The 14,281-nt window shown below is 70.3% G+C and carries 14 protein-coding genes; 2 read left to right on the top strand and 12 right to left on the bottom strand.

Features of this window, described 5'->3' with window-relative positions:
- Window positions 1-11: 11 nt before the first annotated feature.
- The 12 genes from ABD768_RS10605 to ABD768_RS10660 all read right to left on the bottom strand — a co-directional run bounded on the left by ABD768_RS10605 (window position 12) and on the right by ABD768_RS10660 (window position 13,015).
- The gene (locus tag ABD768_RS10605; RefSeq protein ID WP_344839864.1) at window positions 12-890 is read right to left on the bottom strand and encodes an NADase-type glycan-binding domain-containing protein; all 879 of its coding nucleotides are present in this window, start codon (window positions 888-890) and stop codon (window positions 12-14) included.
- A gap of 614 nt (window positions 891-1,504) precedes the next feature.
- Entirely contained in the window at window positions 1,505-3,448 is a 1,944-nt protein-coding gene (locus ABD768_RS10610) for a putative baseplate assembly protein (protein WP_344839866.1), read from the bottom strand.
- The gene (locus ABD768_RS10615) at window positions 3,448-3,855 is read right to left on the bottom strand and encodes a GPW/gp25 family protein (RefSeq protein WP_344839867.1); all 408 of its coding nucleotides are present in this window, start codon (window positions 3,853-3,855) and stop codon (window positions 3,448-3,450) included. The genes ABD768_RS10610 and ABD768_RS10615 overlap by 1 nt, the downstream gene beginning before the upstream one ends.
- Before the next feature lie 17 nt (window positions 3,856-3,872).
- Window positions 3,873-5,726, bottom strand: a complete 1,854-nt coding sequence (locus tag ABD768_RS10620) for a VgrG-related protein (RefSeq protein ID WP_344839869.1) — start codon at window positions 5,724-5,726, stop codon at window positions 3,873-3,875.
- Window positions 5,723-6,877 carry a phage tail protein gene (locus ABD768_RS10625; protein WP_344839871.1) on the bottom strand — a complete coding sequence of 385 codons (1,155 nt, stop codon included), beginning with the start codon at window positions 6,875-6,877 and terminating at the stop codon, window positions 5,723-5,725. The genes ABD768_RS10620 and ABD768_RS10625 overlap by 4 nt, the downstream gene beginning before the upstream one ends.
- A complete protein-coding gene (locus tag ABD768_RS10630; RefSeq protein ID WP_343976786.1) occupies window positions 6,874-7,359 on the bottom strand; it encodes a phage tail protein in 486 nt (161 codons plus the stop codon). The genes ABD768_RS10625 and ABD768_RS10630 overlap by 4 nt, the downstream gene beginning before the upstream one ends.
- An 11-nt stretch (window positions 7,360-7,370) precedes the next feature.
- Entirely contained in the window at window positions 7,371-9,971 is a 2,601-nt protein-coding gene (locus ABD768_RS10635) for an eCIS core domain-containing protein (RefSeq protein WP_344839874.1), read from the bottom strand.
- A gap of 14 nt (window positions 9,972-9,985) precedes the next feature.
- Entirely contained in the window at window positions 9,986-10,138 is a 153-nt protein-coding gene (locus ABD768_RS10640; RefSeq protein ID WP_343976865.1) for a DUF6760 family protein, read from the bottom strand.
- Entirely contained in the window at window positions 10,135-10,530 is a 396-nt protein-coding gene (locus ABD768_RS10645) for a hypothetical protein (protein WP_344839875.1), read from the bottom strand. The genes ABD768_RS10640 and ABD768_RS10645 overlap by 4 nt, the downstream gene beginning before the upstream one ends.
- Window positions 10,531-10,532: 2 nt before the next feature.
- Window positions 10,533-10,985 (bottom strand): phage tail protein, encoded by a 453-nt coding sequence (locus ABD768_RS10650; protein WP_343976780.1) that lies wholly within the window; start codon window positions 10,983-10,985, stop codon window positions 10,533-10,535.
- Between the two features lie 27 nt (window positions 10,986-11,012).
- Window positions 11,013-11,489 (bottom strand): phage tail protein, encoded by a 477-nt coding sequence (locus ABD768_RS10655; protein ID WP_343976777.1) that lies wholly within the window; start codon window positions 11,487-11,489, stop codon window positions 11,013-11,015.
- Window positions 11,486-13,015, bottom strand: a complete 1,530-nt coding sequence (locus tag ABD768_RS10660; protein ID WP_344839879.1) for a phage tail sheath family protein — start codon at window positions 13,013-13,015, stop codon at window positions 11,486-11,488. The genes ABD768_RS10655 and ABD768_RS10660 overlap by 4 nt, the downstream gene beginning before the upstream one ends.
- A 187-nt stretch (window positions 13,016-13,202) precedes the next feature.
- Here ABD768_RS10660 and ABD768_RS10665 point away from each other — a divergent pair, with 187 nt between their 5' ends.
- Both ABD768_RS10665 and ABD768_RS10670 read left to right on the top strand, forming a co-directional pair.
- Entirely contained in the window at window positions 13,203-13,883 is a 681-nt protein-coding gene (locus ABD768_RS10665; RefSeq protein ID WP_344839881.1) for a Pvc16 family protein, read from the top strand.
- Window positions 13,855-14,247 carry a PAAR domain-containing protein gene (locus ABD768_RS10670; protein WP_343976768.1) on the top strand — a complete coding sequence of 131 codons (393 nt, stop codon included), beginning with the start codon at window positions 13,855-13,857 and terminating at the stop codon, window positions 14,245-14,247. Before ABD768_RS10665 ends, ABD768_RS10670 begins: the two co-directional genes overlap by 29 nt.
- Window positions 14,248-14,281: the final 34 nt, after the last annotated feature.

A 14,281-nucleotide genomic window follows, 5' to 3' on the forward strand; every position in this document is an offset into this window, starting at 1 on the left:
TCCTTGCGGCTTCAGCCGATTCCGAAGAGCTCGATCTCGGTCAGAGCGAGAGTCTTGACGTCAGGCGCCGGGTAGACGTTGAGCACCTTGACCGTGATCGAGCTGACGCCGACAGCGTTGCGAAGGGCAACCTGTTGGGGGCCTGGGGTGTCCTTGAGCTGCACCAGATCGGACTTCTCGTTGGAGTAGGCGAACTCGAGCAGCGCGGGACGGATGTGGCCGGCGTAGTCCGTCGAGTCGCCGGTGGAGACGATCACCTTCCGCAAGGCGACCGGATGGTCGAGTTGCACGGTCAGCCGCGGTGGGGACTTCTCGTTCCACGCCGTGATCCACGAGGTGTTCTTGAAGGTGTCGAACGCCGCCTTCGGTGGGTGGCCGGTGGATCCTCTGGGGCCCTGCACCGAGACCGGTCTGATCGGCGTCAGGGCGGTGTCCGCCACACCGCGGATCTTCTGCTTGACATTGCCGACCTGCTGGGTGACCAGGGTGCGCGCTGGTGGATAGAACCCGGCCAGCAGACCGAATCCGAGAATCAGTACGCCGATCCCGGCGCGCACCCGCCGCAGCGTCGACTGGTAGGCACGCCGTCCCTTGCCGTCGCCGGGCCGAGCCGGGCGGCTGCCGGCCGCGAGCACCCGCGGCCTGCGGCGCAGCCGAAGCCGCCGCCACCATCGCACCTTGACGACCTCAGCCTCAGCCAGTGAGTTCCCACACCGCCGGCAGAACTTCCGCGCGGGGTCGTTGCCCTCCCCACACTCTCCGCAGATCAACTCCCCCGGCCGCGGCTTGCTACTGGGCGCCACGCGGCGCACCGGCCCCGGCCGCGCCTTCACCACCTGCGGTTCCACTTCCTCCGGCTCTTCCTCGACAACCGGCGCAACCAGCTTCACCGCCGCAGCATTTGCCGGTGTCGGAGGAGGCGCTGCAAGGGCAGGCGGTGGTGGCGCACCGCCCGGAGGAGGCGGCGCGGACGACAGAGGGCTGGGAGGTGGAGGCGGGGGCACTGCGCTAGTAGGCAGGTGAGCAGCGCTCGTAGACACGGGCGCAATGCTCGTAGGTGGTGGAGGCACGGGCGTGGCGCTCGGAGGTGGTGGCGGCGCAGTGCTCGGAGGTGGTGGCGGCGCAGCGCTCGGAGGTGGGGGTGGTGGAGGCGGCGCGGCGCCTGCTGGTGGTGGCGGGGTTCGACCTGGCGGGGGTGGCGGGGCGGCTCCGGGCGGTGGGGGTGGCGTGGCTCCGGGCGGTGGGGGTGGGGCCCCCGGGGTGCCGGGGGCGGTGGCGGCGGGGGTGGTTTCGAGGAGGGGTGGGCCGCCGATCAGTTCGGCGGTGGCTCGGGAGAGGCGGGTCAGGAAGCCGGGTCTCGGCGGGAGCGGCTCGGGGTCAGCGGGTTCGGCTACCGGGGTTGGCGGGACTACCCGCTGGGCGTTCCATTCCAGGAACTCGCCGCAGGAGCCGCAGAAGGTGTCGCGTCCTGAGTTGTGATGTCCGCACTCGCCACAGATCAGCATCAGTGGTCCTCCACCTTGACCAGGTGCTCGAACGAATAGACCAGACTGTTGCGCTCGAGATCGATCCGCGCCTGCTCCGTACCACGTTCACCGGTGACCGGATTGGCACTGAACAGCCGGATGTCCTCCACTGCCTGCACCCCGCGCACCGCCTGCAGCACCGCATACACGTCGCCCGACCGCACCGACCGCCCGAACTCCCAGCCTGAACCGTCGAAACCCCCACCAGGCAAGGGATTGAGGAACCGGTACAGCACCGCCAGCGCCTCCGCCCGAACCCGGTCGCGATCGACCCGCGGCCGGGCCACCAACCGCGCCACCACCGTCACTCCGCGGTACCGGGGTGGCTCGACGGACACCCGCGTCCCGATCAACCGCACTTGCTCCAGCCGCTCGGCCAGCTTCTCCAGCAGCGGCACGGGCGGCACCAGGTCGGCGAAGATGATCTCTCCGTCCCGCTGCGCCGCGGCCGGCACCACCAGCACCTTCACCGTCCCGGCCAACTCGGCATCGCCCGCGGTGATACAGCGAATCCTCGCCGCCTCCGGCACCGCCTCCCGTGCCAGCGCCTCGTAGTCCTCGGCAGTCACCGCCCGGCCACGGGTGCGCAGCAACATCGGCGCCCGGTCCCGTGCCTCGGCCAGGCTCTCGCCGTCCGTACCACCCTGCGCCGCCACCCGATTCTCGACCGCCGAAACGAACGGGATCGATGACCGGAGGCTCACGATCGCCGCCCGGGGCACGTTGCCGCGGAGTCCACCACCGGTCGCGTAGCCCCGGATCCGCACGATCTCGTCCTTGGCCGGTACCGCGCCGTGCCGCCGCAAACCGCCGTCAGCAAGGCGGACCGCGGGGCCGAACGACACCTCACCCGGTACCGCGTCCAGCCGGAAGTGCCGATCCTCCGGCCCGCTGGCGGCGAAGTCGTCGACCTCGCTCCACTCCGTCCAGCCATGCTCCGAACTCACCTCGATCACCGGACTCGCGATCCCGGCCAGAACGGGCGCGGTACCGACCGCGAACACCTGGCCGGGTACTCCGTCGGATTCGCCCAGTACTTCGTCGAACACCAGCTCCGCGTGGACCGCGTCCGCGGTACCCCCGACACTGCACGCGTCCAGCCGGCGGACCAACGGGGAAGCCGTGTAGCCGGCCTGGCCATCGCCCGGCTCCTCCACCCGCGCCCGGATCCAGCCCGCCGGCTGCCCACCGATGACGCTGGTCTGATGTCCCGCCGGCAGATGCAGGACCATCGAACCCGACCGGTTGAGGCCCCCGGTCTCGTCCCGATCGACGTCGCAGGCCGTCCACGAGGAGCCGGTCCACGCCTCCCAGGCCAGCGGCGGATCGTCCGGATCGATCCCGAGCCCCTCGGTCTGCCCGCCGTACTCGAGCCGTACAGCGAGGGAGGGGGCGGCGCCGTCCAAGCCGATCAGCAACTCGTCACCGGCTCGCGGCGGGGTGGAGAAGGCCACGGCGGCCGAGGCGCCGAGGTCGTGTTCGACCGGGTCCGGCTCGTCCTCGGTCCTGGTCAGCAAGGCGACCACGGAGCACGGAGAGATCGTCAGGTCGGCGGTCGAGGTGAACACGACCGCCGGCTCGGCCCCGGACCGGATCGTGCCGATCTCGGTGCCCCGGGCAACTGTCAGGGGCGCGCGGGCCGGCGCCGAGAGCCAGAAGGTGACCGGCGCGGTGGCCGGCGTCGGTGGTACCAGCCGCAAACCGATCAGGTCGAGGAACTTCAGTTGCAGCCGGTCCGGCACCCGGTTCAACCGCTGGTACAGGCCGTCGATGAGATAGGCGTGCGCCTCGATCAGCGTCACGCCGGCATCGGCCGGACTCTGGTCGGTCCACTCCGGGCAGGACCGGCGGACGATGTCGAGCGCTTCGGTGACCAGATCGCCGAAGCGCCGGTCGTCCAGGTCGGGGGCGGGCAGCGCCATCACGCCACCTCCGCCGCGGCCGGGTGGCGATCCGTGGCGAAGTCGACCACGATCACGACCGGTTCACTCTCGTCGACAGGCCGGTAGTGGATCGCGATGTGCAGCAGTCCGTCGACGGCCTCGTCGGGGGTCACCTCGACCTGCCGGACCTCGACCCGCGGTTCGCACGCCGCGATCGCCTGTTCGATCTCGTCGGCGATCCTGACCATGGTGGCCGGGGTGGCCGCTTCGAACAGGAAGTCGCGCAACCGGCAGCCGAAGTCCGGGCGCATCACCCGCTCGCCGGGATAGGTGAGCAGGACCAGCCGGATGCACTGCTCGAGCTTGTCGATCCCGCGCGCGAAACCCAGTCGTCCGGTCGCGCCCTCCAGCGGGAACCGGAGCCCGGCCACAGCCTGCGTCGTCATGAAGTCTCCTCCGGCCATCAGTTCAGCTTGATCGGCTTGCCCTTGATCTCGACCGGCCCGGTCCCGTTCACGGTGATCTGCGCGCCTTCGAGATTCAGCCGCTGGGCCTTCAGGTTCAGCGCCGCGCCACCGTCGATGGTGACCGCGCCGCCGGCCCCGGCGACGATGTCGATCGCGCCACCGGGACCGCACTCGATCACCAACCGGCCCTTCTCTCCCGGCCGGGTCAACTGCCCGGGCACGCTTCGGAGCGCGACCACACCGGCCACCTGGTCGATCCGTAGCGTCAGGTTCCCGTCCCCGCTGCCGAGCAGGATCTCGGCCTGGTCGACCCGGGCCTGCCCGGTCAGCTCGTCGTGGAAGGCCAACCGGGATCCCGACGGTGCGACGAGCCCGCGCCACTGCACGGCCGCACTGTTGCCCTGGGCCCGGATCGCCGGCGCGCCGAGTCCGTACGTACTGCGGTTGTTGACGATCCCACCCAGGACGTACGGCCGCTGGAGATCGCCGAACTCGAAGCCGACCATCACCTCGTCACCGGTCTCCGGCAGGAACAGCGCGCCGCTGCGCTCACCCGCGCCGGCCTGGACGACAGCGGCCCAGCCCGTCTCGTAGTCGGGCGACAACCACGGCAGGATCACCTTGACCCGGCCCTTCCCCAGCGGATCGAGGTTGTTGCTCACAATGCCGCAGACCACGCCGGCGATCCGGTCGTCGGCGCCCTGACCACCACGAACAAGCCCGAGCAGACTGCGATCGTGCCCGCCACTCACCTCGAACCTGGTCCGATACCGGCCGTGCTCCAACTCATGTCGCGCTCTGGTCACCGTCCACCGGCCCGCGAACGGCGCGGCCACGCCGGAGACCTCGACAAGCTGCCCGGCGGCCAGCCAGGGGTCGCCGACACTCTCGCCGACCGCCTCGGCGAAGGTGCCGGCCAGCCGCTCGGCCAGTCCGCCGGCCCGGCGCCTGGCAGCCGGCCTGATCCCGGCACCTGACGACAGCGGCCGGTCTGCCAGGACGGTCGCTTCGGCCGACGGCGGTGGACCCCATTCACCACTCGCCGCCGCCCGCGCCGCCGGGCGATCGTTGACCTTGGCAACTGTTTCGCCCAGCCCGGCGCCGACCACGGTATCGGCCGCCGCGAGCTTGACCCGTTCGCTGACCACGGTCGCCGCCAGCGGATCCCAGACCCGCACTTCGGCCTCCGGCGCGAGATTGCCGGCCGTGATCCGCGGCGCGAACGCGCGCAGGTTGGACAGCATCAGCAACGCGATCGGCGGCGCCGGCGTACGCGCCCCGAAGAAGAACCTGTCCTGGGCGACACCGACCTCGGCGCCGGCCGCCGCCGCCCGCGCGGTCAGGAACTCCCAGTCGGTCTGGTTGACCTGGCCGACGTGCTCCTCGACAACCCGGCCGGGGGTGATCTCGCCGATCGTCAGCCCGGCCTCGCGGGCGATCTTGCGGGCGATGTCGGCATCGGACATGTTCACGAAGGTCCTGGTCCGGCGGACCCGCTGCAGCCGGTGGTCCTGGCTGTAGCCGCGCACGGTGACGAACGCCGTTTCGCCGTACTCCGCTTCGATCGCGGTCACCTCACCGGTCATCAGCATCCGCGGATCGCCCGACCGCCACGGCGACGCGGCAGCGATGCCGACCTCGGTACCGATCGCGAGCCGGGCGAACAGCTGGTCCAGCAGCCCCCGGTCGTCGAACACGATCTCGAACATGTCGGGCAGCCGCTGGCTCTGGTCCACCACCACCCGCATGATGCAGTCGGCCAGGTCCTGCGCGAGCGGCTGCCGGGCCGGCCCGCAGTACACGGTCGGCCGGACGGCAGCAGGCTCTTCCCGCTCGGCCACGATGGTCATCGAGACCGCCCCGGCGCGGACCGGCCCTTGCTCAGCCCGCCACCCGCGGTGTTGGCGCCCTTGTACTCCTCCAGCGTCAGCGTGACGGTCGCACGGCTCGGTACGCCGGCCGAGGTGAACCGCACGAAGTGCAGGTCGAAGCCCTTCAGCAGCATCTCCTTGGGCAGACCGCCCCCACCCGCTCCCCAGAGCAGCTTCAGCACCACCGGTGATCCGGGGGCGGTGTCACTGTCGGGGGACGGCTCCAGTCGCTTGCACGCCTCGCAGACCGGGCGAGTGCCTGGTGTCGCGGGTGGTGGCGTCGGTCCCGCGGACGACGACCGGTCGGAACGCAGCTCGATCCACTTCCTGAGCTTCTTCACGGAGGTCTTGACCGTCTCGGTGCCCTCCAGCCGCAGGTCCGCCAGGGTGATGGCCACCGCGTTCGGATCGACCATCGGGGCGGAGCTGTCGACCGTGCTCCGTCCGGTGTCGACCTGCCGTTTCCGGTTCAGGGTGATCTTCGCCGGGTTGTACTCGAAGGTCAGCGATTCGCTCTCATCGGCCTTGTCGACCAGGCTGAGCTTGACCGGCTGCCGTTCGGTTCCGTCCAGGAAGCCACCGTGCACCAGAGTCAGCTTCTCGATCGCGATGCCGCCGCCGGAGGTCGAGAACGGCGGCACCGTCCAGCCCACCGCGACGGCTTCGGTCAGCTTCCAGCTATGGATCAGCTGGTCCTTCTTGCCAGGCCCGCTGTGCAACTCGACGACGACGGTCGTGGTGGCGCTCTTCTTCAGCACCTCGGAGTCCCGGCCGGCGCTCCACTCCGCCGCCTGCTCCTCCAGCCACTCCCGCACCTTTCGCGAACCGGCGTACGTCATCGCTCGTTCCAGCGTCACCTTGCCGTAGCTGACCTTGCCCGGCAGATAGTGCGGTACGGCGTAGTTGCCGCCCTCGTCGAACGGTCCCTCGGGCGTCAGCTGGACCTCCAGCCCCGAGCACGCCGACCAGGTACCCAGCGACATCGAGTGGTCCAGTCTCGACACCCACACGTTGAACCACATGGTCACGCCCGGGGCCGGGCCCCGCTGCTTCGTGACCGGCTGCCGGGGGATCAGCGTCTCCGTGGTGCCCAGTACACCGCCCACCATCGAAACGCCCGGGACGCTCATCGCCCGAACCGCCCCTCGGCGTTCAAGAACCCGGTGTGGGCCAGCTCGAGCGTCTCGAGGGCCGGCCGCGAACCGGCCGAGTCGAACTCCGCCAGCCGCCAGCCGATTGGGAAGAACTCCTTGAGCTGCCAGGTGACGACGGGCAGGCCGAGGAAGTCGACCAGGTAGATCGCGCCGCTCAACGGGCTCCGGTCGCGGATGACCGACTTCAGCCAGTCCTGGACCCGCTCGGAATCGGCGCCCGCCGCGCGCGAGAGGCTGATGTTCGGGTAGCTGACGTTGCCCGGCACGATGGTCTCGTGGGTCGCGTTGCCCGGCCGGTAGCTGAGCTTCTGCCAACTGACGCCGAGGCCCGCGGCCTTGCTCCACGAGCCGAGCTGATAGCTGGACTTGTCGATGTCGATCACGTACCGGTGCGACATACCGACCTGGCCGGTGAGTTGCTCCAGTCCCTTGCCGGCCGACAACGGCGACGGTGTCATGGCGTCTCCTCCTACCGCGGATCGGCGAGCGCGCCATGGCGCTCGCGGTCGATGAGCAACTCCGAACGCAGCCGATGCCGGAAGTTGGCATAGAGCCTTTCGGCGAGCCGGCTGAGCAGCGACGGATCGTCCAGCCTGACCTCCAGGTCGGTCAGGTCCGGGCCGGACCGGTCCTGGATCTCGTCCAGCGTGACCTCCAGCCGATCCAGTCGGTCGAGCACGCCCGGATCGGTCGTCGCCGCCGGCGCGGTCGGCCGCTGCCAGGCCGGCGACCAACCGTCGGACGGGTCCTGTGCTGCCGGTACGCCTTCGCCCGGATCGTGGGGTTGAGTGAACTCGCTCCCGGCTGGCTCTGAAAGCAGCTGGTTGTCACCGAGGAAGTGGTCCGGCATCGACCAGGTCAGCTCTGCGCCGACCGGTGCCGCCTGGATGCGCTCTGTTGGTGCTGGACCGGCGGACGGATGCTCGATCGGCTTGTGTACAAGGGGAATCGCGACCCCCGACGACCGTTGCCGCTGCTCAGCTCGGACCGCCATCCCCTCCAGCCATCGCCCCTCCGCTGAGTCGGCCGACGGTAGGTTCGCCCCGAGAACCCGCTGCTGAGCAACATGAGTCAACTCATGAGCCAGCAGGCCCTGCACAGCCGGGTCGCTCGGCTCACCAGCCTCCGCCGGCAGATACACCACTCCGTCAGCCGTAAACGCCCGCGCACCAAGCTCGTTCGCCCGCACCCCCACCGCCGGTCCCCGTCGTACCGGCACCTCCCCGGAGGTGCTGCCCCAACCTCCACCAAGTCGCAGCATCACCTCTTGACCAACGCTTGCCTCCGCCAACGAATCCGGCGCCACCCCAACCGCCAGCCGCCCTTCGTACCGAAGCCCAACCACCTCCTCCGACCTCGCCCGCCTCACCATGTCGGCCTGCACCGCCCGATTCCGACCAATCAACTCGGCCCGCCCGGCCGAACCTGGCCCGTCGGCCCCGCGTGATGAACCGCCATCTCCGGACCACCAGTCCCGGCCGGACTCACTGGACTCGCTGGACTCGCTGGACTCATGGGACGGATCGGCTGGTCCCGAGCCACCTGAAGCAGCCTCGCCCCGGGCAGGCAGCACAGCTGAACCACCAAATCCCGCCGACTCGGCCGGCTCGGTCACCCCCAGCGCGAACGGCACCTCCAGCGGCAACGGCAGCTCGGCCGCCAACGGCAGCTCAGACGGCTCCCGCGGGACCCCCCGGCCCACCACACCGCTCCGGTCCATGGGCCCGCTCCGGTCCGTAGGCCCACTCCAGTCCACAGGCGCACTCCGGTCCGTAGGCGCACTCCGGTCCGTAGGCGCACTCCGGTCCGTAGGCGCACTCCGGTCCGTGGGCGCGTTCCGGTCCGTGGGCCCGCTCCGGTCTGGAGGCCCGTTGTGGCCTGTGGGCGCGCTTCCGTCTGGGGTGGTGGGCGGGTGGGGTGAGGGTTCGGTGGGATCGGGTTCGGTGGAAGTGGTTGCCTTGAGCCCTCGTTTTCGGCTCTCTGCCAGGCTCGGGCGCGGCAACTGCCGGACCTCCGACGCCGGGGTAGCGACCGGCGTGACCGGCGGTGGCGCCGCGACCGACGAGAACCCGGTGAGCATCGCCAGGCCGGCCACATCGTTCGCCTCGAACTCGGCCAGCATCCGCTCGTACTCCCCGATACTCCGAAACGGCCGATCCGGCTCCCGCGGCACCCCCACCGACTCCGCCGTCACCCGCGTCAACACGCCACGGTCCCCCGCCCCCCGCAGTACAACCCGCGCCCGCCGCACCCCGACAACCTCACCCCCCGCACCCCCCAACTCCGCCCCATCCCCGTCCCACACCCCACCAGCCCCGTCCCCCTCCGCACCGCCCCCGTCCCTCGCTCCGCCGAACCCCTCACTCGCCCTGCCAAACCCCTCACTCGCCCCGCCGGCTCTGCCCGTCACCCGGCCACGCCCAGCACCCCCGTCACCCAAGTCACCGCTCGAACCGCCGAACCCCTCGCTCCCCCCGGCCAACTCCTCGCTCTCCCCGCCGAGCCGCTCGCTCTCCCCGCGTGCTCGTCCGGCTCTGTCCGTCACCCGGCCACGCCGAGCGCTCCCGTCACCCGAGTCACCGCTCGAAGCGCCCAGCCCATCGCCCGCCCCGCCGAGCTCACCGCTCGAACCGTCCAGCTCATCGCTCGCCCCGTCGGGCACACCGCTCGAACCGTCCAGCTCATCGCGTGGGTGGCCGACGGCGTGGCGTCGGGGCGGCGCCAGTCGCGCGGCGCGGCGCGTCGTACCAGGCGGACCTGGCTGGGAAGCCGGTGCTCCTCGTCCGTGGTCCGGTCCTCTCAGCAGTTCGACTCCGAGGGGTTCCGGGCGGATGCCGAGCAGTTCCTCCGGCTGCCGTGCCAGCTGACGGGCGCCGGCGATCTCCGGCGCCTCCAGCAGCGGAACGAGAATCGGCGGGCGCATCGACACTGCCGGGTCCAGGACCGGCACTCCCATCCAGGCCCGCGTCGCCCGCGAACGCACCAGGTCGCCGGCCACCGGGGCCGCCGTGGTCGACAGGGCTGGGGCGGCCGGTGGAGTGGCCGGCTTGCGGGTGAACGGCCAGCGCATCGGTTACCTCCGATTCAGTCGAGCCTGGTGTGGATGTTGCCGATTCCCTCGATCACCTTGGCCCGGACGCCGTGTTCGAGATCGAGGATCTCGGCGTGCGACCAGTGCAGGTAGTAGGCGACGTACACGACCTCTTCCCAGAGGCGTTCGGCCGGGTACGTCGTCAGGCTTCCCCCGGCAGATCACCGGCGATGTCGACCGCGTAGTCGTGCCCGCAGGACGGACAGGTCACGTCCACCTCGGTGTGCCCGCTCTGGTTGATCCGCCGGTAGAGGTCCTGCAGGAAGGCCAGATCGGAGGCGAACAAGCACTCGACCACCAGCGTGTCCACGATCGGCAATGCCCCGAGCCGGACCAGCGTCCGCTCGAGCAGCAGCACGGTCAGGTACGACGGGTTCTGCCGCACCCGCGGGTCGGTCTGGGTGCTGATCTCGTCCCGGGCGGTCGCCAGCCGCATCACGCCCTCGCGATGCAGGACACCCTGCTCGTCGACGAACCCGCGCGGCAGCACGAACGGGTACTCCGTCCGCAGCCCGGCCGGCGAGACCACCCCGGCCACGCTCACTGCTTGCCCTCGATCCGTTCGCAGGTGAGCTTGCAGTCGATCATCGCCACGTCCGAGGCGCCGGCCTTCAACGCGGTGATGCTCACCTCCATCAGCCAGGCGCTGTGCAGGATGTAGACCGCCGTCGGTTGCTGCGAGCTGGGCCCGAAGACACTCAGCGTGCCGTCCACCTTGGCCCCCGGATCGCCGTTGCGGGCTCGTTCGTGCCAGACCAGCAAGGCGTTGGTACCGGTCTTGTCGACGGCGCGTTTGAGGCTGATGGTCGGCGGCTCGGTCTTGCCGAACTGCTTGGTGTGCACGATCTGGCCCTGCGGGTCGCTGAAGATGTACTCCTGCGACGCCACCTTGGAGTTGATCCCGCCGAGCTCGGAGAAGTCCATCCGCCCGATCGCGCCGGGGAAGTCGACCACGAATCTCGCGGCGCTGACGATTCCCTCGTTGGTCGCCATCTCATCGATCCTTTCGTCGCAGCGAGGTCACAGCTGGATGATTGAGTCGCAGCTGAGGGTGGCGCGCATCATCAGCACGGCCGCGCCGCCCGCTTGGGCGGCGTCGAGCTCGAGCTTCGAGCACCACGCGTTCTCCAGCAGGCAGGCCATCGCCGGCTCGCCCGAGCTGTCACAGATGTCGAACGAGGCCGGCAGCTTCGCCAGCGGGTTGTTCGCCCGGGCCAGCACGTGCCACCCGTAGAGCTGAGCGAACCCGGTCCGGTCCAGGGCGCGTTCGAGCACGATCGTGGGCGCCTTGGCCCGGCCGAACTGCTTGCTGTGCACGTTGCCCAGCCGCCCGTTGTACGAGTACTCCTGGATCTCCACCTCGGAGGTGAAGCCGGCCAGCTTCGAGAACCCGATCCCGGCCGTCCATCCCTCGCACATCACGAAGAACCGCGGCGCGCTGACGACCGGCGGGCTCAGCGCCTTCCCGGCGACCGTCGCGAAAGTGGTGCCCGTCATTCCTGCAGCTCCGTTCCCTCGGCGAACTGCGCCAGCCGGAAGACCACGAACTCGGCCGGCTTGACCGGCGCCACCCCGATGTCGACGGTGAGGATGCCCGCGTCCCTGCTCTCCGGCGGGTTGTTCTCGGCGTCGCACTTCACGTAAAAGGCCTCTTCCGGGGTCCGCCCGAACAGCGCCCCGGTCCGCCAGACCCGGCGCAGGAACATGCCGATGATGCGCTCCACCGACGACCACAGGAACGGGTCGTTCGGCTCGAACACGACCCAGTTGGTCCCGCCGAGAATCGACTTCTCCAGGTAGTTGAACAGCCTGCGGACGTTGAGATAGCGCCACTCCGGATCGCTGGACAGCGTGCGCGCTCCCCAGATCCGGATGCCCTGGCCGGGGAAGAACCGCAGGCAGTTCACCCCGATCGGGTTGAGCTGGTCGTGCTCGCCACGGGTCAGCGAGGACTGCAGGTCGAGCACGCCCCGGATCACCTCGTTCGCGGGCGCCTTGTGCACCCCGCGGGTGTCGTCGTTGCGCGCCCAGACGCCGGCCACGTGCCCGCTGGGCGGCATCATCAGCGGCTTGCCGCTGCGCGGGTCGGAGACCTTCACCCAGGGCCAGTACAGGGCGGCGTACTTCGAGTCGTAGCCGGCCACGTTCAGCCGCCAGTCCTTGATCTGCTGGGGCCGCAGTCCCGGTGGCGGGTCGAGGATCGCCACCCGGTCGGACATCAGTTCGCAGTGCGCGATCATCGCCGACTGGACCGCCTTGACGCCATCGAGGTCGAGGGTGCCGGCCTGGTACGCGGTCATCAGGTCGGGGACGCACAACATGGTGATGTCGTCGACGGCCTCGAGACCGGAGAACCCGGTTCGCTCCTCCGCGTCGCCGATGTACTCGGCGGCGCCGGCCGTCCGGCGTACCGGTTCGTTGCGCGGAACCGTGGTCCGGCTCCCGGTCTCCGGTACGGCCAGAGCGCCGCCCTTGACCTCTTCGGCCGCGATCCAGCGCGACTTGCGCAGTGCGGTGACCACGTTGGCCGGTCCACGCCGGGTGGTGATGTTGTCGAAGACCTCTTCGTCCTCGCCCGATCGGACGACCAGCTTGAAGGTCTCGTCGGCCGGCTCGGACGCCTCCTGGACCTCCACCGTCAGCGGCCCGCCCGCGGCGCCTTCGATCGCCCGGACGACGAGTGGTTTGCCGGATCCGTTGCTCGGCAGCTCGGTACCCCGCGCGGCCGGTTCCACCGGCTCCCCGGATCGTTGCCCAGGGCCACCACCGACACGGACGACGTACGCGGTGCCGCCGCCGTTCAGGAAGTAGCCGTAGACGGAGTGGGCCAGCAGCGCGCCCTCGGTGAACTGGCCGAAGGTCTCCACGAACTGGGTCCAGTTGGTGACCAGTACCGGCTCGTCGAGCGGGCCTTTCTCGGCGAACCCGACGAAGGCCGCGACCGCGGTCCCGACGCCCTCGATCGGCTTCGAACCCGAGGAGACCTCCTCGACATAGACCCCTGGGGACAGGTACGACGGCATCCGGACCTCCTGGCTGGCTGGGCTTGCGGACCGACGGATCGATCTGCCGTCAGCGTGCGCCGCCGCGGAGTCCGGCCGCTATAAGAGCCGGTGCACGAATGGATGCCTGATCGGGCCAATCCGGACGCCCGGACCGCTGCTCGGAAGGATCTGGGTGGCTGCCCGGCCGGGCCGAACAGTGGGTTGCATGCTGGACGAGGTGGAACAGGCCGTCGGCGCGCTGCTCTGTGAGCAGTTGCCGGCCGGAACGCTGCTCCGGACCGAGCCGCCCTGCGACACCTGGTCCGGCGAACTGGCAGGCGACGACGGCCCCGGCTGCGTCGGGCTGTTCCTGCACCTGGTCAGGGAGAGCCATGCCGACGGTGCGATCCGCGGCTGGTCGGAGGATCGCGACGACACCGGCCGGGTGATCCGTCGTACCGCGGCCGAACGGCGGTACGACCTCTGCTATCTCGTCACCGCGTGGGCAGCCAGCTACGAGCGTGAGCTGAACCTGCTCGGCGGCGTACTCCGCGCTGTCGCGCACCATCCGACCGTCCCCGGCGAACTGCTGGCCGGCACCTTGGCCGACGCCGAAGGCCCGGTCACCATCACGATCGGCCGGACCGGTACGCCGGCCGCCGCGTCCGAGATCTGGCCGGCCCTCGGGGTCCGCCCCCGGACGTTCCTCGACCTCGTCGTCACGGCGCCGGTGGCGCCCGTCGTCATCACCGAGATCGCGGGACCGCCCGACATCATCGATCTGGGGGTCGGATCCGCTGCCGTCGGCAACAACCCGGCGGACAGTCCGGACCGGGTGCCCCGACGGCCGATGGGCCGGATCACGGAGGGGAGTCGCGATGCCGCAGCCGGCGGCCAAGCTGGGTGATCAGGTGATCGGCACCGACATCCACATCGTGCTGGTCCCGGCGTCGGGCGGTTCGGTCCCGACGCCCCGCTCGATGCCGTTCACCGGGCGGATCCTCACCGGGTGCAGCACGGACGTACTGATCGAGGGGAAGCCGGCCGCCGTCCACGGCAGCGTGGCGGTGAACCAGCCGCCGCACGTGCCCACCGGCGGTACCTTCGCCCATCAGCCGGACAACCGCGGCACGCTGATCGCCACCGGTGTGCTGGTCCTGGTGAACGGCAAGCCGCTCGCCCGGGCCGGCGACAAGGTGCTCACCTGCAACGACCCCGCGCCCGCTCCGACCAGCACGATCGTTGCCACCGGCCAGGTCCTGCTGGGTTGATACCGGCCTGGACCTGATCCTCTTCCGAGGTCGT

This window comes from Kribbella ginsengisoli, assembly GCF_039537185.1.
Lineage (GTDB): Bacteria > Actinomycetota > Actinomycetes > Propionibacteriales > Kribbellaceae > Kribbella > Kribbella koreensis.

Excerpts from the sequence above, each read along its gene's own strand:
- ABD768_RS10610 (WP_344839866.1), bottom strand. The coding sequence starts at position 3,448 with ATGGCGCTGCCCGCCCCCGACCTGGACGACCGGCGCTTCGGCGATCTG.
- ABD768_RS10615 (WP_344839867.1), bottom strand. The coding sequence starts at position 3,855 with ATGACGACGCAGGCTGTGGCCGGGCTCCGGTTCCCGCTGGAGGGCGCG.
- ABD768_RS10620 (WP_344839869.1), bottom strand. The coding sequence starts at position 5,726 with ATGACCATCGTGGCCGAGCGGGAAGAGCCTGCTGCCGTCCGGCCGACC.
- ABD768_RS10625 (WP_344839871.1), bottom strand. The coding sequence starts at position 6,877 with ATGAGCGTCCCGGGCGTTTCGATGGTGGGCGGTGTACTGGGCACCACG.
- ABD768_RS10630 (WP_343976786.1), bottom strand. The coding sequence starts at position 7,359 with ATGACACCGTCGCCGTTGTCGGCCGGCAAGGGACTGGAGCAACTCACC.
- ABD768_RS10635 (WP_344839874.1), bottom strand. The coding sequence starts at position 9,971 with ATGCGCTGGCCGTTCACCCGCAAGCCGGCCACTCCACCGGCCGCCCCA.
- ABD768_RS10650 (WP_343976780.1), bottom strand. The coding sequence starts at position 10,985 with ATGGCGACCAACGAGGGAATCGTCAGCGCCGCGAGATTCGTGGTCGAC.
- ABD768_RS10655 (WP_343976777.1), bottom strand. The coding sequence starts at position 11,489 with ATGACGGGCACCACTTTCGCGACGGTCGCCGGGAAGGCGCTGAGCCCG.
- ABD768_RS10660 (WP_344839879.1), bottom strand. The coding sequence starts at position 13,015 with ATGCCGTCGTACCTGTCCCCAGGGGTCTATGTCGAGGAGGTCTCCTCG.
- ABD768_RS10665 (WP_344839881.1), top strand. The coding sequence starts at position 13,203 with ATGCTGGACGAGGTGGAACAGGCCGTCGGCGCGCTGCTCTGTGAGCAG.
- ABD768_RS10670 (WP_343976768.1), top strand. The coding sequence starts at position 13,855 with ATGCCGCAGCCGGCGGCCAAGCTGGGTGATCAGGTGATCGGCACCGAC.